This window comes from Corynebacterium matruchotii (assembly GCF_011612265.2).
GTDB lineage: Bacteria > Actinomycetota > Actinomycetes > Mycobacteriales > Mycobacteriaceae > Corynebacterium > Corynebacterium matruchotii.
Window position 1 is genome coordinate 2,583,118 of record NZ_CP050134.2, and the last position, 25,241, is coordinate 2,608,358.

At 54.0% G+C, this 25,241-nt stretch carries 25 protein-coding genes; 15 read left to right on the plus strand and 10 right to left on the minus strand.

Going from position 1 to position 25,241, the window contains the following annotated elements; translation table 11 throughout:
* Position 1: 1 nt before the first annotated feature.
* The 5 genes from HBA49_RS11465 to HBA49_RS11485 form a co-directional block, all read right to left on the minus strand.
* Positions 2-553, minus strand: a complete 552-nt coding sequence (locus HBA49_RS11465) for an RNA polymerase sigma factor (protein WP_005520503.1) — start codon at positions 551-553, stop codon at positions 2-4.
* A complete protein-coding gene (locus HBA49_RS11470) occupies positions 540-1,013 on the minus strand; it encodes a hypothetical protein (protein ID WP_005524162.1) in 474 nt (157 codons plus the stop codon). Before HBA49_RS11470 ends, HBA49_RS11465 begins: the two co-directional genes overlap by 14 nt.
* Positions 1,014-1,159: 146 nt before the next feature.
* Positions 1,160-3,049 carry an Hsp70 family protein gene (locus tag HBA49_RS11475; protein WP_005524727.1) on the minus strand — a complete coding sequence of 630 codons (1,890 nt, stop codon included), beginning with the start codon at positions 3,047-3,049 and terminating at the stop codon, positions 1,160-1,162.
* Between the two features lie 15 nt (positions 3,050-3,064).
* The gene (locus HBA49_RS11480) at positions 3,065-4,510 is read right to left on the minus strand and encodes a GTPase (RefSeq protein ID WP_005523975.1); all 1,446 of its coding nucleotides are present in this window, start codon (positions 4,508-4,510) and stop codon (positions 3,065-3,067) included.
* Positions 4,511-4,530: 20 nt separating this feature from the next.
* Entirely contained in the window at positions 4,531-6,312 is a 1,782-nt protein-coding gene (locus HBA49_RS11485; RefSeq protein ID WP_005524341.1) for a dynamin family protein, read from the minus strand.
* A gap of 195 nt (positions 6,313-6,507) precedes the next feature.
* On the opposite strand from HBA49_RS11485, the gene HBA49_RS11490 reads away from it, so the two are divergent.
* Entirely contained in the window at positions 6,508-7,665 is a 1,158-nt protein-coding gene (locus HBA49_RS11490; RefSeq protein ID WP_005524474.1) for a hypothetical protein, read from the plus strand.
* A gap of 23 nt (positions 7,666-7,688) precedes the next feature.
* Here the strand turns inward: HBA49_RS11490 and HBA49_RS11495 are convergent, their stop codons facing one another.
* Positions 7,689-8,771: a TIGR00730 family Rossman fold protein gene (locus tag HBA49_RS11495; protein ID WP_005524615.1), complete on the minus strand. Its 1,083-nt coding sequence runs from the start codon at positions 8,769-8,771 to the stop codon at positions 7,689-7,691.
* Positions 8,772-9,023: 252 nt separating this feature from the next.
* On the opposite strand from HBA49_RS11495, the gene HBA49_RS11500 reads away from it, so the two are divergent.
* On the plus strand, positions 9,024-9,806 hold the full coding sequence (locus HBA49_RS11500; protein WP_225866121.1) for an NAD-dependent deacylase: 783 nt from the start codon (positions 9,024-9,026) through the stop codon (positions 9,804-9,806).
* A 767-nt stretch (positions 9,807-10,573) separates the two neighbouring features.
* Positions 10,574-11,599, plus strand: coding sequence for an ROK family protein (locus HBA49_RS11505; protein ID WP_005524135.1), 1,026 nt, complete (start codon positions 10,574-10,576; stop codon positions 11,597-11,599).
* A gap of 26 nt (positions 11,600-11,625) precedes the next feature.
* On the opposite strand, the gene HBA49_RS11510 is transcribed toward HBA49_RS11505, so the two are convergent.
* Together HBA49_RS11510 and HBA49_RS11515 are read right to left on the minus strand one after the other, a co-directional pair.
* A complete protein-coding gene (locus HBA49_RS11510) occupies positions 11,626-12,180 on the minus strand; it encodes a gamma carbonic anhydrase family protein (protein ID WP_005524603.1) in 555 nt (184 codons plus the stop codon).
* Positions 12,181-12,195: 15 nt separating this feature from the next.
* Complete coding sequence (locus tag HBA49_RS11515) at positions 12,196-12,774, minus strand: nitroreductase family protein (RefSeq protein WP_005524107.1); 579 nt, start codon at positions 12,772-12,774, stop codon at positions 12,196-12,198.
* A gap of 222 nt (positions 12,775-12,996) precedes the next feature.
* On the opposite strand from HBA49_RS11515, the gene HBA49_RS11520 reads away from it, so the two are divergent.
* From HBA49_RS11520 to HBA49_RS11560, 9 genes are all read left to right on the plus strand, one after another.
* Positions 12,997-13,569, plus strand: a complete 573-nt coding sequence (locus HBA49_RS11520) for a DNA-3-methyladenine glycosylase (protein WP_005524531.1) — start codon at positions 12,997-12,999, stop codon at positions 13,567-13,569.
* A gap of 405 nt (positions 13,570-13,974) precedes the next feature.
* A complete protein-coding gene (locus HBA49_RS11525; protein WP_005524439.1) occupies positions 13,975-14,616 on the plus strand; it encodes a DedA family protein in 642 nt (213 codons plus the stop codon).
* Between the two features lie 57 nt (positions 14,617-14,673).
* On the plus strand, positions 14,674-15,573 hold the full coding sequence (locus HBA49_RS11530) for a LysR family transcriptional regulator (RefSeq protein WP_005524548.1): 900 nt from the start codon (positions 14,674-14,676) through the stop codon (positions 15,571-15,573).
* A gap of 45 nt (positions 15,574-15,618) precedes the next feature.
* Complete coding sequence (locus tag HBA49_RS11535; RefSeq protein ID WP_005524430.1) at positions 15,619-16,506, plus strand: alpha/beta hydrolase; 888 nt, start codon at positions 15,619-15,621, stop codon at positions 16,504-16,506.
* Between the two features lie 11 nt (positions 16,507-16,517).
* Positions 16,518-16,925 (plus strand): nuclear transport factor 2 family protein, encoded by a 408-nt coding sequence (locus tag HBA49_RS11540; protein ID WP_005524425.1) that lies wholly within the window; start codon positions 16,518-16,520, stop codon positions 16,923-16,925.
* 328 nt (positions 16,926-17,253) lie between these two features.
* Complete coding sequence (locus HBA49_RS11545; RefSeq protein ID WP_005524683.1) at positions 17,254-18,063, plus strand: hypothetical protein; 810 nt, start codon at positions 17,254-17,256, stop codon at positions 18,061-18,063.
* 252 nt (positions 18,064-18,315) lie between these two features.
* Complete coding sequence (locus tag HBA49_RS11550) at positions 18,316-19,539, plus strand: MFS transporter (protein WP_112767114.1); 1,224 nt, start codon at positions 18,316-18,318, stop codon at positions 19,537-19,539.
* Positions 19,540-19,866: 327 nt separating this feature from the next.
* The gene (locus HBA49_RS11555; RefSeq protein ID WP_005524450.1) at positions 19,867-20,544 is read left to right on the plus strand and encodes an AAA family ATPase; all 678 of its coding nucleotides are present in this window, start codon (positions 19,867-19,869) and stop codon (positions 20,542-20,544) included.
* 38 nt (positions 20,545-20,582) lie between these two features.
* A complete protein-coding gene (locus HBA49_RS11560; RefSeq protein ID WP_005524319.1) occupies positions 20,583-21,182 on the plus strand; it encodes an AAA family ATPase in 600 nt (199 codons plus the stop codon).
* Between the two features lie 105 nt (positions 21,183-21,287).
* On the opposite strand, the gene HBA49_RS11565 is transcribed toward HBA49_RS11560, so the two are convergent.
* Positions 21,288-21,698 carry a hypothetical protein gene (locus HBA49_RS11565; protein ID WP_005523986.1) on the minus strand — a complete coding sequence of 137 codons (411 nt, stop codon included), beginning with the start codon at positions 21,696-21,698 and terminating at the stop codon, positions 21,288-21,290.
* Positions 21,699-21,930: 232 nt separating this feature from the next.
* On the opposite strand from HBA49_RS11565, the gene HBA49_RS11570 reads away from it, so the two are divergent.
* Entirely contained in the window at positions 21,931-22,239 is a 309-nt protein-coding gene (locus tag HBA49_RS11570) for a hypothetical protein (protein ID WP_005524059.1), read from the plus strand.
* A gap of 778 nt (positions 22,240-23,017) precedes the next feature.
* Here the strand turns inward: HBA49_RS11570 and HBA49_RS11575 are convergent.
* Positions 23,018-23,956, minus strand: coding sequence for a hypothetical protein (locus HBA49_RS11575; protein ID WP_146743654.1), 939 nt, complete (start codon positions 23,954-23,956; stop codon positions 23,018-23,020).
* Positions 23,957-24,437: 481 nt separating this feature from the next.
* Here HBA49_RS11575 and HBA49_RS13050 point away from each other — a divergent pair, with 481 nt between their 5' ends.
* Together HBA49_RS13050 and HBA49_RS13255 are read left to right on the plus strand one after the other, a co-directional pair.
* Positions 24,438-24,677 carry a transposase family protein gene (locus tag HBA49_RS13050; protein WP_040431206.1) on the plus strand — a complete coding sequence of 80 codons (240 nt, stop codon included), beginning with the start codon at positions 24,438-24,440 and terminating at the stop codon, positions 24,675-24,677.
* A gap of 157 nt (positions 24,678-24,834) precedes the next feature.
* Positions 24,835-25,176, plus strand: coding sequence for a DUF4913 domain-containing protein (locus tag HBA49_RS13255; protein WP_081455651.1), 342 nt, complete (start codon positions 24,835-24,837; stop codon positions 25,174-25,176).
* The last annotated feature ends 65 nt before the right edge of the window (positions 25,177-25,241 follow it).

A 25,241-nucleotide genomic window follows, 5' to 3' on the forward strand; every position in this document is an offset into this window, starting at 1 on the left:
CCTACGCCCGATTCACCCCGGCTTCTTCTAGGGCTTCCCGCAGCCGGGTGCGGGCCCGATTCAGGCGGCTCTTCACCGTCTGCACCCCCACCTGTTGGTGTTCTGCGATTTCCTGATAGTTCATTCCAGCGTATTCCCGCAGGATAATGGCCTCTTTGAATTCCGGGCTGAGGGTTTGGAGGGCTCTGCGGATGACGATGCTCGCGGTAACTTGGTCGTCGACAAGCGAATATTTGTCGGGCTCGGACATGCCGGCGTCGGCGTCGAGGGTGTCGCGGCGGGAACGGATCACATGCAGGGCGGCGTTGGAGGCAATGCGGTACGCCCAGGTGGAGAATTTTGCGCGCGGCTCGAATTTGCCGATATTGCGCCAAATGCTCGTGAGGGCGTTTTGCAGGGCGTCCTCGGCATCATGCCGGTTCCCGGTGGTGGATAGGCACACCGCCCACATGCGCGAATGCGCCTCTTGTATGAGCTGCCTGAAGGCCCGCTGATCGCCCGCTTGTGCGAGTCGAATGAGCTCCAATTCCGTCTCACGGTCATTGGAAATCATGTCCCAGCCCTCCCAGCAAATCATCGCCCCCATCGTCAAGGTTGTCGAATGAGTGATCGAGATGGTCTAAATGGTCCAGGCCACCGAAATGGTCTGGATCGTCAAGATCATCAAGATCATGATGTAGATCATGCGTATCGACCGCGAAGGGGTCATCGCCGTCGTGAACACTCTCCTGACCGCCATTATGTTCCTCACCTAGATTATCATCATCGTGGTCAATGGTCTGATAAATATCCAGGTCATCATCCGATACCGCCCCCAGATCCCCAGCAGGGTTATCGAGCTCCCCTAAATCAACGTCATTGGTGGGAATATCAATGCCGGGGTCTAAAGTATTGAGGTCGAATGCCACATCAAGCATCGACCCCAACTCCGGTGGCGCTAACGCCACATCGCCGAATAAATTTTCTAATGGCGGCAGTATTGAATCATTATTAGCATCGTTTAACTGTGTCATGATGTCACCTCCTTTCACCGACCACGAGCCCGCGCTCGTCTACGGTGAAATGCCCTCACTCAAAAAAATGTTCCCGAAACTGCTACCGCTTGTGTTCTCCGCCGCAGCTTGCCGCAGTTTCGGGAGGCTTCCCTATCAGGGTACTACTAACTCATGACACCAAGGTATTTCAGATACTCGGTGATTTCGGTCTTGCTGGGCTGGCCATAGGCCTCAAAATACAGGGTGAATTTATCCTTGGGGTAGTACATGTACACGAACCCGCTGCCCGTCTTGGGGAAGGCCAAGCCCACCTCTGGTTTCGAACTGCTGGATTCCTGCAACTGTGACGTGTGGATGGTGGAATCGTCGTCAGCGCGCAGCACCTTGCCGGATTGCAGCTCGGTGTGGGCGGTTTCGGACTGGTCGCCGGGTACCCAATAAATATAGCTGGGTTTACTGTCGTCCATCTTGGGGGCATCATCATCGTTGCTGAGGCCGCACTGATAGACGGGCACGGTGAGGTGATCGTTGTATTCGTCAGCCTTGCCACCGCACCGCTGCATCACATTGAGTAGTTTTGCCGGCAAGAATTGGTTTGCAGTGCTATAGCGTTCTAGCAGCGGAATGTCCGAATCCTTCGCGGTAGTGTTCACCTGTGTGACGGTGGATTTCGTGCCCAGCATCCGGTACGCCACCGCGCTCACGCCCAGCAGCGCTACGACCGCGACCACCGCAATGACAAGTTTTTTCTTGCCGCCCTTTTTGCTTTTCGACGGCGTGGCCGTCGACGTTGCCGCCAGCGTTTGGGCGCCCTGCGTGGCCACCTCTCGTCCCGACGGGTCCGGCTGGGTGGGGAATTGGGTGGTGAGGTTCGGCGCCGCGGTAGCCGACGCAGTCACCGAGCTCAAGGTGCCAGGCCCCTCGCCGAAGGGATTATCTGGCCGGGTGGGTTTCGGCACCACAATGTTGCCGGTGCCCTCGGTGAACCCCAGCATTGTGGCCTCCAGGGCACCCCGAGCCACCACGGTCTTCGGGTCATCCAGGGTCATCACCACCGCGACCTCGCCCAACCGGTTTTGCACATAGGGTATCCTCGACGACCCACCGGTCATATAGATCGGGGTGCGACGATCCACCCCGGCCTGCTGCAACGCGGACTGAGTGAGCTCCACTGCCCGGTCCACCACCCCGGAAATCACCTCGTTGAACTCGTCCCGGGTGATGAGGAAATCCTGCTCCCCGTGCGGGGTGGACACTGTGATCGTCGCCGAGGACGTGTCCGACAGCATTTCCTTGGCCTCCCTAATGGACTCGTCCAGGGAATGCATGATCGACACCTGGGAGGAGTGTAATTCATCGGCCAGGTCGGGGTCGTCCTTTTCCACCTGGTCGATCACCCACCGATACAGGAGGTTATCAATGGTGCGACCGCCCAGGCTGTTGTCGCCCTTGGCGGCAATCACCCTAAAGTCACCGGTGGGTTCCGCCCGCAGCACCGCAATGTCCAGGGTGCCGCCACCGAAGTCGAACACCGCCACATGCGACCCGGGCGGGATTTTCTGCTTGGCCGCATAGTGCATGGCTGCCGCCCGCGGCTCAGTGATGGTGCGCAACACATCCTTAGGCACCCCAATGCTGGTGGCCGCCCCCAGCAATGTGTCCACGTTATGCACAGACCAGGATTCTGGGTGGGTGATGGTGATGCTGGCCGGGGTCTGGCCGGCGTGCTGGGCGCAGCCCTTTTCTAGCACGCCCCGAAACAGGGCGGCCATGAGATCCTTCAACGGCACATCCTTGCCGGCAAGCTGCACCAGTTCGTGGCCAATATAGCGTTTGGGGGACACCACCATGCGGGACGGGTTCCGGCGCCCCTGCGACAGGGCAGCCTCGCCATACAGCACGGAACCATCATCGTTCACATAGACCGCCGAGGGAACCAGGTTACTGCGGTGCGACAAGGGTAATGTTTCTACCGCAGCGGTCAGTGGCGCGGTGTGGGCGGCCGCCGAATTTGATGTCCCAAAATCAATGGCCAAGTGCCATGGATTATTCATGATCTCCTCGCTCTATTACCTTAATGACCGTAGCGCATGCTGGTGCGCCACAATCAACCGTTCCCGGGCCTCATCTTCAGCAGCAGATAACGGCGTCATAGCTAACATTTGCAGTTTACCGAGTTCTTCCTCATGCTTAGCACGCACAACACCGGGATCGGCGCTGGACGTGAGGCCGGCCACCTCGGCGGGATTCGTGGCGGTGATCGCCCGTCGCAAAGCAGGTAGCAGCACCGAATTAGGATTCGAAGCATACGTATTGCGGTAGCTACGGTACAGCAAGACGAAATGCATACCAGGCTGCGATAAAATCACTTCCTGCACCCACCGAACATGGTTCCTCACATTGTAGTTATTGGATATATCTTCTAATGCATCCAGCATTCGCACCGCCCGCTGCAAAATCGCAAAATACACAATGTCACCCGTGAGTAGCTGGGTCAATGCCTCGATGCCGGAAACCTCCCGCATCCACTTCAATAACCCCGTTGCCCCCGACTGGTGGGCCACGCCCCGACCTGCCATAATGCCGTACTCCCCCACTGCATCCAGCAGATCATCCCGCATCGCGGGGGTAAAACCACGCACAATCACCCCCGGATCATCGACCTCAATAAAGTCCAGCACCTGGTCCCGATCCAACATGACTAACGACCCCAGGTTCCGCGCCAGGGTTTCCGTGACCCGCCCCACCGACGCCGACTCCGCCAATAGCCCCGATAGGGGTAATACGGTTTCGACGACCGATTGCAATTGCTCCGCAATCTTATATGCGTGCTCCCCGGCAAAAATAATGGGGTCAACCTGACCAAACGCCCCGGCACCAAACGAGTCCGCGCGGGAGAGCACTCCCACCGTGGTGAGCGGGGTCATACCCAACTGGGATAGAAACGTGCGCTCATCGTCCCGCGGCGCCGAATCCGACAAGAACACCACACAGTCCGCCCACGAGCTGGCCCGGCGCGTGTCTTGGCCGCCATCCACGAGCATGCGGCGGGTGCGTTCCTCGTTTTCGACGGTGAGGGTGGCGGTGCCGGGGGTGTCGATGAGGGAGAGTTGCCGCAGGCTCACATTGGGTAAATATTGGCGGACGTAATCAATTTCGTCGAGGGGTCGGGGGAGTTTTTGCAGCGGCCCATTGCCGAGGGGTTCCCTGATGGATTCCCCGTCGAGGCCGATGATTTCGGCGCGGGCGGGTGCCCCATCGAGGTACATGCTGACGACGAGCGTGCATTCGAGGGAGTCGGTGGCAGCGATACGGTGTTGGGTGAGTGCGTTGACCAGGGTGGATTTCCCGGATTTGAGCCTGCCAACGATGGCGACCCGGGGTGGCCGGGTGACCATTTCCCTGAGTTCTTTGGCGGGTTCCACAAGCTCCGGTCCGCCTTGTTCCAGGGCGTCGATGGCTTGCCTGAGGAGGATTGTGAGGTCGCTGATTGCTTGTTTGTGATAAGGGTTCATGATGAATGTGGGGGTGCTGGCTAGGATCGGGCGAGGTGGGCGTCGAGTTCGGCGATGGTGCCGTCAATGATGGCGGCGTTGCGTTGGGAACGGGTGATGCGTTCGCGGCGCTCGGTTTCGGAGGTTTGGGCGATCTTGCGGGCCTCGTCGATGCGGGTTTGGAGTTCCTTGATTTTGGTGCGCAGGTCCGCCCGGTAGCGGAGCATGAGTTCGGTGCGGGCGGAGGTGATGACGGTGTCGAGCATGCGGGCGGTGGCCATGCGGGTGGTGGCGGTGGTTTCCCGCAGCCACATGATGAGGTGTTGTTTCCCGTTGCGCATGGCACGGAACCCCAGGTTGACGCCCACCCATACGGCGCCAGCGAGCGGGGCAAAGGGCAGGATGGGCATGAGCATGCTGGAACCGATGGCACCCATGCTCACCAGGGTGGGGTCGAACAGGTCTTTGGTTTTCTTTTCGACGCTGTGACTAGATATGTCGGCCGGCGCCAGGGAGGCAACAGCCGTGGCGAGGATTTCGTCGATGGTTTCGGGCTGGTCGGTAAATAGGGCGTTGGCGGTTTTCGCTATGGCCGCAACCATGTCGACCATGGTTTGCTCCATGAGGGCTTTGAGTTCGGTTTCGATCTGGCTGGTAAACACCTGTGGTTTGGAGCGCAGCACCCGGAATTGTTGCCGGTTGATTTGGTCCTGCCAGCTTTGTTTGATGTCGTCAAGGTTTTTGTCGAGCATGTCGGTGACTTCGTTGCGGGCCACCGCCAGATCGCGTTGGAATCGTTGTTCGAATTCTGAGGATTCTTCGCGGAGCTTTTCCAGTTTGGTGCGTTCGGCTTCGAGCTCGGCCATGGTGTCGTTGGAACCCTCAAGCAGCGCAATGTCTTGCTTCACACCCTTCACGATGCTAGTCAGGGCGGTTTTCATGGATTGCAGGGCTGCGCGTTCCCCAATGTTGGCGGGCTGCTTGAGCTGCCCAAAAATGGCTTCGCGGAGTTCGGTGATGCCGCTGCGCCGTTCGATTTCGGCCCTACGGGTGGGGTCGGGGATTTCCCCGGCGTCGGAGCCCCGCAGGCTGGACACCCCGATGACCGGCAGGTCCAGGCCTAGGTGGTCGTTGATGAGCCGCCGGTTGTCGGCGATGATGGATTTCCATCTACGAATGTTTTTGTCGGTTTTCGTGACCGCAACGATGACCCCACCGACGGTTTCCTTGGCTTCGCGGAGAATGTCCATTTCCGGGGCGGTGATTGGGCTGGAGGCATCACACACCATGAGGAGAACACCCGCGTTTCGGGCCTCCAGGAGGGCGGATTTCACGGCCTGCTGGTCCAGGCCACCGACGCCGGGGGTGTCGACCAGGGTGATGCCGGCGAGACTGTCGCAGCGCAGGGTAATTTCGGCGGCGCTGGGCAGTTCGGCCTCCAGGTTTCCGCTGGCCTGGGTGCCGGCCTGGGTGACCCACTGGTAGAGGTCGTTGGGGTGCACGGTTTGGCGTTCCGTACCGCGGACCAGCGCCACCTGGGGGTATTCGGGGGCTTCGTCCCCACCCTGAATGTGCACCCGAATGGGGGCACTAGTGCAGGTGAGCACGTCGACAGGCAAGAGGTTGCGGTAGCCGATGAGCGCATTCACGAGCGATGATTTGCCGCGTTTCACCTCGCCAATGACGACGACGGTACCGGCGCGGAATTTCGCGGTGAGGGTGGCGAGGGCGCGGTCAGCCGCAACGGTTTTGCCGTATCGACGAGCGATTTCGGCGGCGCGGGTGACGGATTCTACGGGGGTGCGTTGGGTTTTCGTGACCATAAACTTTTTGTTGGGATAGTGGTGATAAAACTACTTCCTACTTTAGTAACACAACCAACGATGACTGACCACCGTCTCCCGTGATTATGCTGGTGATCGCGGTGATGGAAATTTTTTTGACCCCCTGGGAACAATTCCAGCAATCGCAGTATTCCATTCACGACAGAGCAAGAGAGAACGCCGAAAGGAAGCAAAATGTCCGGCGAAAACACCAATAGCCACCTGACCGACAGCAGCATGATCGACCTGACCGATGTGGATGGGACCCACACGACGGGAAGGGTGATGGGGTCCGTCGACAGCGACGCTGACGGTAAGACCGACACCTACTCCGTCGACACCGACGGCGATGGTTTCGCCGACGCCCAGGTGGTCGACAGCAACGAAGACGGCAAGATTGATTCCATCGACTACGACACCGACCATGATGGTGTCGTCAACGCCCACCTACAAGACAATGACAACGACGGCCGCATAGACGAGGCATCCTTCGACACGAACCACGACGGCAAGCTGGACACCACCATCGAAGACCAGGATCGTGACGGTGACATGGATGTGAAGCAGATCGACACCGATGGCGACGGCCAACCCGATGTGGAAATCCGGGATACCAATAATGATGGCATCACCGACTCGGTGGCCTACGATACCGATGGTGATGGGGTTTCCGACTACCACGAATACGACAACGACCGGGATGGTGTAGTGGACTCCACCTCCGGCACCAACCATGTGTCCTCCGCCCAGGCCTCGGCGGTGGCCGCTAACCATGGGGTCGACACCGTGAATGTGGACCTAGGTGGCGACACCCACCACACCTCGGCGCCCGCCCAGAGCGGCACCACCCAAAGCGGCGCCACCGGCACCCCCGCAGCCTTCGACATTGATCTCGACCACGACGGGTTCAACGACGCCGTGGCCGCCGATCACAATAACGATGGGCATATGGATGAAGTCAGCGTCGACCTCAACCACGATGGCATAACCGACGTCACCTACACGGACACCAACTTTGATGGGCACGCCGACCAGGTAGCCTACGACACCAATGGTGATGGCGTCGCCGACCGGATCAACATTGATGACAACTTTGATGGTCGCGTCGACGTGCAACACCAAGACACCGATGGCGATGGCCACATCGACACCATCCTCGTCGACCAGGACCATGACGGCTACGCCGATGGCATGTTCACCGACGCCGACGGGGACGGCATGATCGACGACTTCAGCGCCGGCCACTCCGATAATATCGCCCCCATGATCGACGACTTCGGTGTCGAAGCTGACGACCTGCACCAGGTGGGCCACGACGACCTACACGACGGCGGCGACACGATCGGCGTGTAACAACCCACAACCCGCAACTGTTCTCAATGGTTACGGAGCCCACCCTTGCGCCACTTCAGGCCGGGGTTGGCCCACCGATTAAATCCATCGAACAACCCATCGAGGGAATCGGCCACCACAATGGCGTCTAAATAACGTTCCCAAATAAAACCCTCTTCCTCCATGGCGCGCAGCGCCGTCAGGAAGGGGGTCCAATAGTCTTCCACATTATAAAGAGCCACCGGGCCGGTGTATGGCCCCAACTGTTGCCGCACCAACACCTCGGAAACCTCCTCCAAGGTGCCCATGCCCCCGGGCAGCGCCACAAACGCGTCGGCAAGCTCCTCCATGCGGGTTTTCCGCGCCAATATGTCGTCGGTAAGCTCAAGGCGACTCAAATGCGGGTGCACCAACTCTAAATCAGCAAGCCCCCGCGGCATGACCCCAATAACCTCACCACCGGCGGCCAAACAGGCAGAAGCAGCCTCGCCCATGAGCCCCACGCTGGCACCCCCGTACACCATGGTGATGTTGCGGCGGGCCAGCTCCTCGCCCAGCTCCGCGGCGGCCTCCGCAAACTCGGGCCGCTCACCCATGACCGAGCCGCAATACACCGCGACCGCGGTAATGAGTGGGCTGAGTGTACGTAACATCACCCCCTCATCGCTTTGGGTCACAAACTCGTTGCGGGCGTAAAGGCGACGGGCCGGGCTTTCCGACTCCACACTCACCGAAATCCCCTGCCACCCGTGAGTCCGACCGTAATTCACCGCCTGCTTGATGAGCCAACCACCAATGCCCTTACCTCGCCAATTAGGCTCCACACTCAACACCATCTCCGGCACCGAATCGGCAATGAACCCTTTGGCGGTAATAAACGACACCCACATGCTCGCCACCGGCAGGCGCCGCTCGTCTTCTAAAATCAGGCCCATATCGCCCCGGCTCGGATCAAACGTGAGATATGGGGCGAACGGGGAATGATCCGTCACATCGGCCAAAGTATACCGCTCTGCAAGCCGGTTCAGGACTCGCAAATAGGCGTGGGCCCGCACATTCGTGGCGGCCGGGGTCATGACGCGGGCACTCACGCCGGCAACCTCAGGCGCATCAAATTTAAAGGTCATAGAAAATAATACTAAGCCCTATAGCCAATAACCGCTCACCGTAGTCATAAAATTATGGTCTCGCCGCCACAATTCCGGAACTTATTCGCAGGCTTATCCGCGGGTTATCAACGCCCACGCGCCAAGATGCCCCGCCACCGACTGCCGCAGCTCACCACAACTTGCCGCAGCCCCGACCTCGCCCCAACTTTGGCCCGGCCCTGGTTTTCGCCCCGGCCCCACCTGGGCGAAAACCAGGCCTACAATGGAATCATGACCGCCCGACCCACAACCATCGCCGATTTCCCACCCGCCATTATCGAAAATTTGAGCGAGGCGCGCCGGGTGCATGTGTTTACGGGGGCTGGCATGTCAGCGGAATCTGGGTTAGAAACCTACCGCAACGATAAAACCGGCTTGTGGGAGAATGTTGACCCACAGGCCATGGCTAGTATTGATGCTTGGGCGAGAGATCCCGAACCCATGTGGGCGTGGTATCTGTGGCGCGCCCACGTGGCCGAGGAGGCGCAACCGAATGCCGGACATATCGCACTAGCCGAGTGGGAACAATTATGCGATAGCATGCTGGTGACCACCCAAAATATTGATAACCTGCACGAACGGGCTGGCTCCCAGCATATCGCCCACCTGCACGGCAGTTTATTTGCGTGGCGGTGCAGTATCTGCGGCCGCCCCTATAGGATTATGGAATTACCTACTCAGCCTGCGGCACGGTTGACGCCGCCGGAGTGTCCGCTATGCCATAATCCGGTACGGCCGGGGGTGGTGTGGTTCGGGGAGTCGCTACCGCAACGGGAGTGGGAGTTAGCGGAACAGTGGATGATGATCGCCGATGTGGTGGTGGTCGTGGGGACGTCCGGGGTGGTGTATCCGGCTGCGGCTTTACCCCGAATTGCATATGAATGCGGCACACCAATCATAGAGATTTCGCCCGCGGCCACGGACCTCACCCCCTTAGCGACTGTGAGTTGGGCCACCACTGCGGCGCGGGGATTGCCGGAGTTAGTGGCAAAGGTGCAAGAGTCACGGGGGTAAGGGGGAGGCAAAGGGGGTAGCTTTGCCCACAGATCCCGGAAAACTTAACCGAGACTTAGCTTTTCTTTATCTAACTGGTTATTACCGGTCAGGTATTGTTATTATTTCAGAATTATCTTACCGGTAATTGTCATTATCTGTGATACAAAGCTGCAAATCCACCACGGATTTTGAGTGTAACCTAACGTCATACTTTATTTCGTTCGTTCATTATTAATCTCATTAATAGTCGCTATATGGCTACAATATCTCTACTATTTATATTGCAGTCTTTTGAATAAGTATTTTTCCCTCAACAGGCGTTGAACATTGGTTTTTCAAGGAAGCAATTATTTTAATCCCAGTTTTATTGTCGTAATTCTAAGCATTGAATCATTTGTTTTCCATACATCGGTAGGTACAATATGTCCCCTAACGCCAAAATGTATTAATCTACGCCGCCCTTATACACCCATCGTCGGCATTTGTCATAACAACCGCGCATAAACATCATTTACCTGCATAGATTTTTATTCATAATAATTTAGCACAAACTCCATCTTGTAGGTTTCTTCTATAATTAGCACTTTGGCCAACGATGGTGTCGAGAACGAAAACGCAAGTTCCCTACCCTAATACAGGAAATAATAACCACATTTTCCCCGAATAAAAGTGGAAAACCGGCAAGAATTACCCTCAAAAACGGTCAAACCCTCGATATATGATTTGAAATACTTTACCTATACATCTACTAGACAGAATTGTCTGTTAGCCGTAAAATTCTTTTCATGTGCCCCCCTTCAGCCATTAATATTTCGCCCGTATTTCGCGGCCCAACAACACCGGCCGCAGTGTGCTTCCAAGTCATTCGCCTGAAGCAACCGGTCACCCGCACTCATCTTTTCCAACATTCCACCCACTCGCAACCCACTATTGCCCGTGCCGTGACCGCCCTTATAGATGCTCACCTGGTGCGAGAACGCCCAGATAAGATCGTTGCAGAAGGTCCAGGTCGGCCCAAGATCCCCCTAGAAATGACCCCGACTCCCTGGGTACATGTCGGAGTTGCACTAGGCACAAAATCCACCTACCTGGGCATTTATGGCACACGAGGACAATTACTGCGAGAACAGTTCGTAGAAATCACCCCCGCCAAGCATCGCATGAGCGCATTTATTGCCGAAATCATTCCACATATCAATGCCATGGTTGCCAGCACCCAACTCCCCCTGGCTAATATCGGCATATCTGCTTCTGGTGTTGTGCGTGAGCAAAAATTTATTACCGCCCCAAATCTTGGCTGGGATGGCGAAGACATAGTCACCCCCTTCGCACGGCTTTTCGACGTTCCCATCACCGTGGCCAGTGTGGTAGAAGCCATTGCCGGTGCTGAGCAGCAAACCCAAGAGCCGCCGCTGCGGCCCACTGGCTCCGAACCATTGGCGGATCATCGAGGCCTTATCTTCTATGTGGACGACACCACCGGGGCCGCCATCCACACCCGCACCTCGGTGGAATCGATCGATCTGAATATTGGGAAATACCCGACTCTCGCTGCGGCGGCGCTGGACCTCACCGCGCGAACCGAACCGGATACTGTGGTGTTGGCGGGATCCGCCTTCGCCCACCGTGCCGACACCCAAGTGGTAGGTCGAGCCTTGCAGGAAATCGGCGGTGTCGAGGTGCGGGTCATCCCCACCCACATTGATAATGCCCGAGCCGCAGCCCGGGCATTAGCGTTAAGTGGCCTCCTCACCAATCCGCTCACGTTTTCGAAACAATTATCACTCCTGATTGATGAGTATGCCATTTAGATGCGTCGAAAAGCCCACGTCGGCGGCTATTCGAATTGCACCTCGGCGAGACTCAACGCCTCAGAAATGCTGGCCTGGCCGGCGGCGGTCTGCACATAGCGCGCCGCGTGGGGAATAAACCCGGCGGACTGCTCGTCGGACAACTGGCGGCGCACCTTGGCTGGCACCCCCGCGGCCAGCGACTTCGCCGGAATTTCCTGCCCTTCTAACACCACGGCACCGGCCGCAATCAGCGAACCAGCACCCACCACCGAGTGCGAAAGCAGGTTTGCTTTCATGCCGACGAGAACACCATTACCAACGGTGGCACCATGTACCAGGGCGAGGTGCCCCACGGTCACGTCGTCGCCAAGGGTGCAGGGCGCATCCGCGTCCACGTGTAGCACACAATTGTCTTGAATGTTTGTTCGATCACCAATGGTGATGCGGTTGAGATCGCCGCGCAGCACCACGTTATAGAACACCGAGGCGTGCTCCCCAATCACCACGTCACCAATGATGGTGGCGTTTGGGGCAATGTAGGCGGTCTTATGGATGCGCGGCACCTTGCCGTTGAACGGCAGAATCAGTGGACCTGTCATGATCGGCGCCCGCAATTAGTAGGTGTCGTTGACGCGACGGTTCGCCTGGCGACCCGGGTGAGCTGGATGTTCCGCCGGATACCCGAGCGAAATCACCATGGCGACACCATGGTCGGTGCTGCCCTCCAGGCCCACGGCCTTGAGTACCCCGGCCTCATCCCAGCCGGTGGTGGGCGACGTACCCAGCCCCTCGTTCTGCGCCGCCAACAGGGCAAATCCGGACACCAGCATGGCGTCTTTCAGCGCGGTCTCCCGCAGTTGGGCAGCATCTAAACCACCGAAAAACTTTTCGACATAGCCGGCCCGGTCGGGGCCCAGGATCTCGACCAGGTCGGTGGGCTTGCCGGTGCGGGCGATGGTGACCAATACCACTGGGGCGTCTCGGTGTTGTGCCTGGCCGGAGGCGGCGAAAATGGCGTCCTTGACCGCCTGGTCTCGCACTACCACCAGGTCGGCGCGCTGCACATTAAAGGCGCTGGGGGCCTCCAACGCAAGATTCACCACCCGGTCCAGCACCTCATCGGTGACCTCTTGATCGGTGTATTTCCGGGTGGCCCGCCGGGTTTTAATGGCATCGTTCACATTAAGCGTCATATACGTGCACTTCCTTGAAGATATAGGTTTTACTGTTCTGGGCTGTGGTTGCCGGCAGGGTGGCCGCTATACAACATGTCACGGAAACGTATGGCCTGCCGGCCGGGGCCCTTACACACCCCTAACGCCAAACTTTACGCTTTTTATTCCCGAGGCTGTTGGGTTAATGGTGTCGGCCGCCGGTTTTCGCCCGCAGGAATCCCGCCCTAAAGTAATAAGGTGATGATTGATTTCACGCAGCCGGCCGACATTGTTGCACCACAGCTGTTAGGGACAGCGCTCAGCCATGGCGATGTGACAATACGGATCACCGAGGTTGAGGCCTATCTGGGTGCCACCGACCCGGCCGCCCACACCTACCGGGGTATGACGAACCAGAATAGAGCCATGTTTGGCCCGGCCGGGCGGCTTTATGTGTACCGATCCTATGGCATCCATTTGGCTTGTAATATTGTGTGCGCCCCGGAGGGGGATGGTCAGGGATGCTTGCTGCGGGCCGGCGAGGTCATCCATGGCATTCCCCGGGCGCTGGACCGGCGCGGCCTACGGCCGCTGTACCGGCTGGCGCAGGGCCCCGGGAATTTTGGGGCCGCCCTGGGGGTGGACTTGGGCTTGAATGGGGTCAGTATTTTCAGTGCCCAATTGGGGTTTATTGATCGGGTGGCCGAGCCGGAGATTGTGGTTGGCCCCAGGATCGGCATCAGTAAGAATGCCGACGCCCCGTTACGGTTTTGGATCCCTAACCATCCCACGGTTTCCGCCCGCAAGGGGTATCCACCCAGCTTAACAGCATGATTCCTGGCGCAGGGCTCTAGGCTTAGGGTTCCGGGCAGCACAATGCCAGCACGGCATGCCTACGTGATGGGCCCGCAAAATATGCAGTTTTTCATTCGAATGAGCAATCAGGCGTGGTAACGAAACGTCAAAGGTACCCCATGGTGGTCATGCCTGCGGTACCCTCGTATCACCCATAAGGTGGCGGGGATAAGTCCTCTTGGGAATTTTGGCGGATACCCGCGCCACGCAGCACGAACACCCGAAAAATAGGAAGTGTGCTGACCACGTGGTGGCCTCTTGGCAGCCCCCTGATGCCCCACTATCACCAGGGGGGATAAGTGCCACCTAGGAGGAAGTTAGGTACACTCTACAAGACTGGCAACCGATGCTACAGAATCTACTTTCTATATAAGGAACACGAACATGATGGAAGCCTTGGCGCAATATATCGTCCACCTCGGGATATTCGCCGTTATTGCTGTAATCTTCGCTGAATCCGGGCTGCTCGTCGGATTCTTCCTGCCTGGTGATAGCCTCCTGTTTCTCTCAGGCTTCTTAACGCAACAGGGCACCTTTGCTCTCAATATTCATCTTCTGGTGCTATTCCTGTTTCTTGCCGCGGTTTTGGGCGATAACGTGGGCTACAGTTTTGGTGCCCGCGTGGGTAGGAAGCTGTTTGAGCGCCCGAATTCGAAGCTGTTTAAGCAGAAGTATCTCATTCAGGCGGAAGCGTTCTTTGAAAAACACGGTTCCAAGGCCATTGTGCTCGCCCGGTTTGTTCCTGTTGTGCGTACCTTCACCCCGATTGTTGCCGGGGTTTCCAAGATGCACTACCACACGTTCTTTATCTATAACCTGCTGGGCGGGTTCTTGTGGACCGCTCTGTTCACCTATGCCGGCTACTATATCGGCCAAAAGCTTCATGACATGGGCTTTAGCATCGAGATCATTTCGGTCATCATCATTTTGATTTCCGTGGCCCCCATTGGCATCCACGCAATCTCTTCGAAAGAGCGTCGGGATGCGTTGCTGGCCAAGACCAAGAGCGTGTTTGTTCGCAAGTAGATTCGACTATTTTCGGTTTCCCGCACCGTGAACCATCCTGACCCTATACTGGGCGTTATGGATGTTCACGTGCGGGATCTTCGCTATTTTATTGCGGTGGCCGAGGAGCTTCATTTCCGCAAGGCTGCCGAACGTTTATTCGTCAGTCAGCCGGTGTTGTCTCGGCAGATTGCCCGGCTGGAGACCATGGTGCAGGCGCGGTTATTGGAGCGCGACCACCGGTTGGTGCGGCTGACGCCCGCGGGGGAGTATTTGCTTGGGCGGGCCCGCATGCTGCTGGCGGAGTGGGACGAGACCGGTGTCGAGCTGGCCCGGCTGGGCAAGTTGCATGCATCGACGCTGATTGTGGGGTTGCAGACCGGTGTCGGTCGCGGGTTGACCGGCCGGTTGGCCGCCGGGTTGCGGGAGGTGGGGTGGCAGCTGGAGGCCCGGAATATTCCGTGGTCGGATCCACTGGCTGGGGTGGGCACGAAAGAGTGCGATGCGGGTTTCGCCTGGTTGGGGGCAACTACGGACCCGCAGTGCGCCCATGTGGTGGTGGCGGAGGAGCCGATCATGCTTGCGGTGAGCAGCGACCACCGGCTGGCCACACGCCCTGAGGTGGTGTTTGCGGATATTGCGCAGGAGGCCCTGGTGGCTCTGCCCGCCGAGGCTGGCGTGCTGCGTTCGTTTTGGTTGGCGGAGCACGCCCGCGACGATACCTGCCCGGCCACCGTTTCTTGCTTGTCGACGACCGCAGATGCCGCCCTGGAGAATGTCGCCGCCGGCCGTGGGTCGGTGTTGTTGGCGGCGGGGAATGCCCAGCTGTATGGCCGGGAGGGGTTGTGTTTTCTGCCGGTGGTGGATTTGCCGCCGGCCCGGCTGGCGTTTCTGTGGCGGGCGGCGGATGACCGCAGCATCATTGCCCACGCGGCCCGGATCATGGGCGACGCATCCGGTGATGCTTTTTCGCTATAGCAAAAAGTATTAGACACCGCCTACCAGCCGCTTTAGGCTGGGGGCATGATTTTTACTACCACCCGCGTTCGGTTTCCTAGTGGATCTGATGTTTTGGTTGGTGATCTGCACCAACCGCAGGGCCAGGATACTGAGAGCGCTACCACAATCGTCATTGTCACCGGGTCGTGGACCACCGTGAAGGAGCAGCAGGCCGACTTTTATGCGCGTCGACTAGCCGCGGCGGGACTAACCACACTGGTGTTCGATTTCCGGGGTTTCGGGCAGAGCGAGGGTAACCCCCGGTGTTGGGAGAATCCCGCGCGGAAGGTCGAAGACATTCACGCCGCCGTCTCGTTCGCAGCTTCCCAAGGGTATACCCGGATTGGGGCGTTGGGGATTTGCGCATCCGCCGGCTACCAGGCGGTGAATGCTGCCGATGATCAGCGGGTTTGTTCCCTCGCCCTGGTGGCGCCTTGGCTGCACAACCGGGAGCTTGTTGCCCCATATTATGGTGGGGAGGCCGGCGTTTCGGATCGCATCGACATGTCGCGTGCCGCGGCGGCCCGCTACGCGGAAACCGGGGAGGTGAGCTACATTCCTGCCATTTCCACCACCGACGAATCCGCAGCTATGTTCGGACCGTTTGATTATTACCTGGACCCGCAGCGAGGGGACATTCCCGAATGGGATAAGCAAATCGCTGTCATGTCGTGGGAGCCGTGGCTGACGTTCAACCCCATCGACTCCGCCTCGAAGGTCACCGTCCCGGTGCACATGGTTCATTCCCGCGACGGCGCGGTACCCGATGGTGCGCAATTATTTTTCGATGCGCTCCCCGGCCCGAAACATATTGACTGGCTGCCGGGAACCCAATTGGACTTTTATGACCAGCCGGCACAGGTCGACCCGGCGGTTGCCGCGGTTGTTGAGCACTTCCGGCACACACTATAGGAGCAAAACCCATGAGTAACGACATTATTCACGCCATCACCCGCCTGTTTTGGGCGGTCGACCACCACGATTGGGACGCGCTCCCCAAGGTTTTGGGTAAGGAGGTGCTGCTTGATTATGGTGAGCCGGCAACGCTCACGCCCACCGATATTGTGTCCATGTGGCAGCCCCTGTTTACGGCGTTGGACGCGCACCAGCATTTGGTGGGCAACCATCTGGTCACCGCCAGCGGGAATGCGGCGACCGTGACCGCGTCGTTTATTGCGACACACCAGTATGCTGGTGAAACTTGGACACTGGGCGGCGATTATGAGTTTCGGCTGCTTAACGACGCCGGGTGGCGGATCACCGCCATGACCATGACCCCGGTGTGGCAGACCGGCCCGGCGGACCTCATCCAGCGCGCCACCGGCAACTAGAAAGCGAAGCTTATTGGCCGCCGCAATATATGCTTGCTTTTGAGAACGGTATTCCGATTCACCACCTGTCGGGGTAATGCACCGGGATAGGCTTCGGGAAGCATCGGAATGGTACGGGTAATTTTTCCACCGAGAAATAGAAAACAAGTTCGATACGAAAGGTTATATGGGATGAGGGACTGGTAGAAAAGGTCGTGTGCCTGCCCAATGCTTATGAGTAGTCACGGAAGCGACTAGAAGCACTACCACCGTACCCGAAAGGCTAGGTAGTCGGTTCAGTCTCTTATCAATAAGCCCAAATAATCTTCATGATAGAAAGCTGTCGACTATGTATTCTGGTTTTTCTCCCGAGCTGAACGCCGCTATCGAAGCCGGGGTGGCTAAGTATGGTCCGTTGGAGTTGTCGAAGCGGTTTTTGTTTCACTATATGCGGGAAAACGGCGTAACCTATGGTGATGCATGGCAGTGCGTGATGGAGTTGTCGGAATCTTCTTTTGAGGACCCTGTATATTTTCGCAAAGTTGAGCAGATTTATGCGAAGTACGCGAAAATCGTAGACGAAGATTCAGCAGGCACTGAAGAGGAGAGCATCAGATGCTTTACGAAGAACGATGTGCTCATCAGTGTTTTATATAGTTCAGAATATCCCATATCACAATTGCCTTATGATATTTGCGACAACGTGAAGGGGTTGTGTTGGGATGAGGAGCGGATACAAGACAGCTTCGCGGAATTAGATAACGAAACAGGGATACCTGATTTTCACCCACCTGCTATTACATTTTCTACCCCTATTAAGTCGTTGGATGATGCCCGTAAGGCGGTGGCTGCCAGGAAGGATTTGGATCGCCCATTAACATTGCTTGATACGTGGGGGTTTGAGTCACCTACACAGTTTTTGGTGGTGGCGATTTTGTTTCAGGATTGGCCTATACCACCCTATAATTGTATTGTTGATAAAACAGATGGCAAGGTATACACAACCGATATGAAAAACGCGGAAGTGTTTAAGCATTTCGGGGAAGACGGCATACGGGTTGTGAGTATGACGGGCAAAGATAAGGTTTTATGGCATGAGTGGTCACGCACAATGCTGGAGACATTGCCACCATACCCGGGGGAAAACTGGCTCACATAGATGCCACTGTATTGAGTTGACGGAAGACAATCGAAACTAGGATTTGGGCTGACCTTTTCCTGTATGATGCCTGGAACTGTGGCTTTAATTAATGCATTTAGCGGGCGGCCATTATCATCAGGTAGAGCAGAACTTTAGTCAATCTTGAGAATGATACTATGGCGGTCTACTTTGGTAATAAATAGCAGTAAGAAATGGTCGTTGAGCCCCGTATTAGTGCTAGCTGGTGCTGAATTATGGGGCGCAATAGGAATGCAAGTTGCAGTATTCGCTGTTCCGCTGATTGCTCTCGAAATGTTCCAAGCCACACCAATGCAGGTTGCCTGTCTCAATCTGATGGAGTCTGCCGCGGCATTGGTCTTTGGTCTTGTGGTAGCGGGATCTATAGACCGTTTGCCGGGTGTTAGGGCAATAACAATCGCAAATTTTCTTCGGCTGATTGCCTGCATTTCGGTCGCTGTTTTTCTTTTTACGCGACCATCTTTCTCAATTCTGTTCGTTTGCCTATTTATCCTCGGCGTGTCAAGTTTGATGAATGAGGCCGGTGTCAACTCCACGGTGGTGGCTGTCGTCGGGCGCGGCACCAAATCCCTTAATAGGGTAAATTCGCTTCTTCGCAGTTCTGGAGTAATTTCTGAGCTAGGGGGAATTGCGCTAGGTGGTGTTGCATTAACTCTATTGACTTTCGCGGAGACGATGGCGATTGGTGCGTTAAGCTTCGGCCTCGCCCTGTTTCTTTCTTTTCGTCTTTGGCTTGTTCTGAGTCGTCAAAAAAAGGACAACGATGTTGTTTCATCCGACCGGGAAAGTGCTGTTGAACCTGTCGGTTGGAAGGGGGAAGAATCAACTTTAAGTGGGCTCAAATATATATTCGGTAATAGCTTTTTAAAAAAGCTCACTCTTACCTCTTTCCACTTTAATTTTTTTAGCTCGATTTTTCAGGCCGTGTTTGTCGTCTTTTGCGTGCAGATACTGGACTTCAAGCCCTGGGCGTTATCTATCGTCGGGATAGCCGGTGCGGTTGGGGGTCTTAGCGGAGCCGTGGCTGCAAGCACGTCGTTCTGTTCGAAGAATGCAAAGATTCTTTATGCGATCTCTATTGCTCTTCCGTCTCTGAGTATCTCTTTAATGCTCTTTGCGCAATATAGCGGTTCAAACAACTTGCGAATTGGTTTAGTTGGGCTGGGTGAGTACATCTTCGGCTTCTGTATGGTGTTATGCATTGTGTTATTTAACACAGCAAGACAGCAATGTTCGCCTGATTCTATGGTGGGCAGTATAGCGGCTACAGAACGTACAGTTGCGCTTGGAGGTGAGGTTCCGGGATTTTTGCTCGGAGGAGTTCTTGCCACTGTCTTTTCCCTGGGGATAGCTATGTTAGTGGCGATTATAGGTATTCTTTTCGCTCCGGCTTGGCTTTGGCGGCTGAAGACATGGCCTTCTGGAGATGAATTCAGTGGTTCAGTGCAGACTTGATTCAAAGAGCGGACTTTTTTACTGACTGTGTTGTCTCTCGTGTTGATTTTTCGCTTTGCGACGTCACTTAAAGTAGTAAACCTGTAACAGCGAAGGACGGCGCAAGTGCAACAACGATATTTCTCGCCACCGTCTTTGTTGAAAAGAGACATCCCTATACCAGGGGCCTGCTCTCGATTGATCAGAACTGCGGGATTCTCACCAATAATACCTGTAAAAAGCATATTTTTCATGCGTATCACCTATAGGCACCTATGTGCATATGGAAAGACTTTTCCGTAAACTTCCGTATAACGGATATCAACGCAACGTGGAAGGAAACGCATCATGTTGGTCGAATATCAGGTTGCCAACTTTGGGCCCTACAAACAGCCCATTTCGCTCAACATGAAGTCCACAGAAGACGACAGCTTCTGTGGACGTATACCTCGATTTGAGTCCCCTTATCACATGTCAGTTAATCCTGTAGCCGCCATCTATGGGCCCAATTCTTCAGGTAAAAGCACTATTTTTGAGTCATTATCCCGATTAGCTTCTACAATCCTGGGAGACAAACCAACGATTTGGCAACGACGATGTACTTTTGCCCTCGATCCATCTATGCAAGATGAACCAACATTATTCAAGTTGGTTTTTATGCTTGATGAAAAAATGTATTCATATTTTTTAGCTATTCGCAATGGCTATGTGATCGAAGAATATTTAGCATTACTGACCGCAGACCAAGAAAAACTCTATTTCGAACGAACTGTAGATGGCACGGAATTCGGTAGTACATGGGACAACGACATCTTACTTACCGAAATAGCTAAAACATTATCTGAAAAAGACACCCTTACTGGTCGAATAGCTAAAATCCTCAGTAATAACGAAAAATACACAGAAATTAATTCTGTCTATCACTTTCTAGAAAGAACATTTTGGGTTTCATCCAATTCACTTGAAACCGGCATCTTCCCGGGTTTTACGATAATGACAGCCTTAACACCATCCTTAGCACTCTAGATACTGGTGTCACTGGTCTAGATTTCACGCCTCTTACCATGGAGGAACAGCCATTTGATCAAGAGGAGTTGGATTTGAGTACTTCCATCGACATGCAGATGGGAGAGTTTCGCACCAAAAATGGAAAACTCTATGCCGTCTCTCATGGCGACCACAGTGGGAAAGGAAACCCTGAAGTTAAATATGTCCGTTTTCGCCACCGTGGTAGTCAAGATCATGAATACTTTCTCGATTGGCATCAGGAATCACAGGGCACTCGAAAAATAATCATGTTGCTACCATTGTTATGGATAGCTGCAAGATCGCCCGGTGACCTCATATTATTAGTGGATGAATTGGATAATAGCCTCCACACACAATTAGCCAAAGCTCTTATCCAAGGATTTCTGGATACCTGCACGAATCGTACACGTGCACAACTAATTTTCACCACACATGATTTATTACTCATGGATTGCAACGAGCTTCTTCGTCGGGATGAAATCTGGATCACAGATAAATCGATTGATGGCGAATCCACCCTCATTGGACTACCAGAATACCGTGGCATCATGCATGATGAGGATATTCGCAAAAGCTATCTTGAAGGACGTTTTGGCGGCATACCCCAATTAGATAGCTTTACATTGGAGAAATAAAACGATGTCAAAGAGTAAAAGTTATCGTGGAAAGTTGGATGGATCATATGCTCCCACCCGACTTCGAAAAGCATAAGCAGGTTATTGAGGCCCGCACTTGATGGTTTATAATTTTTGAATACTTTCAGTTATCCTATCAAAATCCCAATCGTCATTTACCGCATCATAACAGGCATTATAGGGAAACTCTTCAATAGGTGATTTTAACCCATCATAAATACCTTCCATAACGGAAATGTGTACTACCAGCGTAATCTCTGCTGGTTCGCGCCTTTCATCCGAGTACGCATCTTCACTATATTTATCGGTTAGTTGCTCAACTTTCGCTATATATTGGGGATCACTATAGGATGATTCCGAAAGTTCTGCCAGGCAATCCCATACTTCACCATCATGCACACCACTTTCAGTCATGAAGTAAAACAAAAATTTTTTAGCGCATTCTATGGGCCCAAACTTGGCGGTGGCAGCATCAATTGCATCTTGGAGCTCTTGCGGAAAACCGTAACCAAACATAAATATTCGCCTCGATATCGCCTATATTTTTCTGATGACATAGTTTCTCCAAAGGAGTTAGTACCTGGAAGTTTACCCATCTGCTGGGACAATTCACCTGCACCAACAAATAGCAAATCGGAAAGAGCATGTCATCCGCCTTGCTTTCTCTTGCTCAGGTTACCCACGGTTAGGATGTAACTATAATTGGTATAGCCCGGAACTTTAGGCCTTGAAAGCACAAGGTATAGGTGTGGACAAGTTGGTCGGCTATGCCAGCTTGCAGTCGGCGCTCATCGCTTCAACACTGTTTCAGCAAAAGGAAATTGTAGTCCATAAAATGAAATCACTCCGGTTTTTCCTGGTCCTGTTACTGATTTGGTTAGGAACCCAAATTGTTATCTGGGGCTGGTCAGAATTCATCTTGAAAGGCAGCCAGTTAGAGCGTGTGCTAGAACTCGAAGACGTAGAGCCCTACCTCAAAATCCCTTTCTATCTCCTTTTCCCAGTACCCTATGCTGTAGCAGTCACACATCGAATAGTGAAGAAGGACAACACATAACTCGCACTACAATTGGGACACAGTCGCATTCATGCCTACTGTCTTCGTTCAATAAAGCCTGGGCGGCACCACCCACTCCAGGCTTCATACTTGATTATTTCGTCACTTTGACTAGAATCACTCTCAGAAGCAAGGGCGCTTGATTGTTGCCAAGATGCATCAAGAGGGGGCCTGGCTTGTGACCGTGACTTTTGAGTCACAGGGCTGCGGCAGGCGCAAGCTGCTTCACATTCTTTAACTCCCCAAGATTCATCCCCTGGGGAGCTTTTATTCGTGTTGAGCAACCCAGTTCTAGAGCCATACTCCTGGAGAAGCTTGCTGGACCGACTATCGTTGTTAATGCGGCTATTGAAGCTTACTTAGATACTAAGGGTGAATAAGGAGAAGAGTATAACATTTGCTTGAAGAAAAAGGTATAGGGAGAATCTATAAAACCATTTACTGCTACTATAGACAGCCTTTAGCGTTGTGACGTTTTAGCGTGCCACTACTAGTGCTACCACACGATCGTTACGCGCTCGCCTGGTCTTTAAAAATTCGTCTCCCTTAGCCACCCACGATCAATGTTTGTAAAAGACCCCAAAAATTTCACGCGGTACAAAAGCAATAATGTGCTAGACATCTACTAGAAAGCTTATTCAACTGCTGGGAATACTCATCTACACAAACAGGTAGAAAATCGGAAAGAACATGCTATCTAGCTTGGTCTTCCTTACTTAAAGAAACTAGTCATATGTGGGGACACTGAATAAACTTCTTTCTCTTGGGAAGCATCCCCCTATAAGGTAGGAGATTGATGATCAGTGTTACCCAGCTCATTATTCGAACTGGTCTCACTTTGTGCGTTATCTGGAGTCGCGCGATTGAGTTGCTGTTCAATAAGTTGCGCAAGAGGCATTTTCGCTTGTTGCTGCATTAAAAACCCCAAAGGGCCCTTGGCTTCAGGTGCCTGATTGTAACGTTCTGGAGCTTGCGGATCATTCTGGATCTTTTTCATTCTTTCCGACATGATCGGCAACACACGAGGATCAGGATTGGTATTTTCATTTAGGACGGTGACGTGGGAAAACTTCTGCAGATAGTCACCAAACCATTGTGAGGTTTCATTATAGGGATGAGTGATAGTACGACGGTAGGCCATAGCAGCTGTATCTGGCAACCACAAGTTACGATCAATCTGCGGTGAAATTAGTTTAAAGGCCATCGCCGGGGAAATTTTTTCTTCAAGGCGGAGGTTACGAATAAATGCGTCGTCTGAATTATTCTTTCTACGGTTATCTCGTTGCTCCATTATGGCTCCCCGGAAAGACTTATCAGCGTTCGTGAGATCAATAAGAAGCTCAGAGAGAACCTGATGCCGAGCCTTTTCCATTGCTTGCTCGTCGGAACCATCCACGTTGGTAGTAGCGACGATAATATTCATGGTGGGATGAGAACGCATGTGTTCTAGCATGTCTAGGAACACATCCGTACGGCCATCACGGAGAGCTTCTGTGGCATGCCAATAGTTACCACCGACGATCTCACGAAGATCATCCTGCATGGTAAAAATATGCTGGCCTTGAAGAACAACACCACAAACAGAATAGAAACTGTTAGGAAATTGTGGTGCAGGTTGCTGGAAGGTTTCATCGAGATAGACCACTGTTTCACTTGGTGCGATTTCGGAAAGAAAAGCATTGTGGTCGTGAAGACCAAAACTTGATTTTTTCGTCACTTTGACTAGAATAGTCTTTGGAAGCAAGGACGCTAAATTTTCGCAGTTTTTGCGGGAAGGAAGAGTCTGGCTTGTGACCGTGACTTTTGAGTCACAGGGCTACGGCAGGCGCAAGCTGCTTCATATTCTTTAGCTCCCCGAGGTTAATCCCTTGGGGAGCTTTTCTTTTTGTGTTAAGCAGTCCCCAGTTCTAGAGCCATACTCCTGGAGAAGCTTGCTGAACCGACTATCATTGTTAATGCGACCATTGAAGCTTACTTAGATACTAAAAAGCCTATTCAAGTGTTTGAAATTACGACCCCGCCACCCTGGTGAACGATCACCCCCAAAAGAACAAGAAAACGAGGCCGGTAGTGTACTTGTAGAAGTGTGAAATCAAACAAAATATCCTATCGACCCCGCACCGCTGATCCTAGCACTCACCACGGATAATCTCCTCACCCTAGCAAACATCCCGCACCATTGCCCACCAAGCCTCGGAGTGCTCACCAGCGTGCAAATCACCATGCTCTACCTGCAAGAAAACCTGCGGCAACAAACCCTAGCCAATGTTTTTGGCACATCCCAACCCACTATCTCCAGAGCCATCAACAACGTACTCAACATCCTTGACATAGTGCTCCCACCCCCACCACAACCGAAAGACCTTGAAGTTTATTCAGCTGCTGGGAAAATCCATCTACGCCAACAGGTAGAAGATCAGAAAGAACATGCTATCTAACTCGATCTTCCTTACTTACAAATACTAATCGTGTTTGAGGACACTGAATAAGCTTCTAGCCATAAGATGCACAGTGGGGAATATGAATACAGGCGCATTCATTGGTACACTTTAAACATCATTGAAAATAGATGAAAGTCCTGTTAGGAGCAAAGTAATGAGCGTCCCTGAGCCACAATTCCCTTCCGTCTATGAGTTTGTTGACTGTTTGATTTTGCCAATGTATGGATCTGCTGGATCCAGGATCCGATCGGTAAAATGGTCAGCCCATTGGTGGGCCCACCCGGAGGCAGTGGCCAGACTTGATAGCCTCTGGCGACGCTATGAATTTCTCAGAGTTGATGAACCTGCGACATTCCTGGAGACTTTTCTGCGCAACCACGCGGATTACCATATGCGCCAATTGATGGCTGATTCCAGTGTATTTGCAGACTGCCGTCGTGAAGATACACCCACTATCCCTCTGCCGTCAGCACCCATGAAAGACCAGAAAAATTAGGAGGTTCAACCATGACATCCCACAGCTACTCCACTATGCAAGAAATTGATCAGACCCTGGCCAGG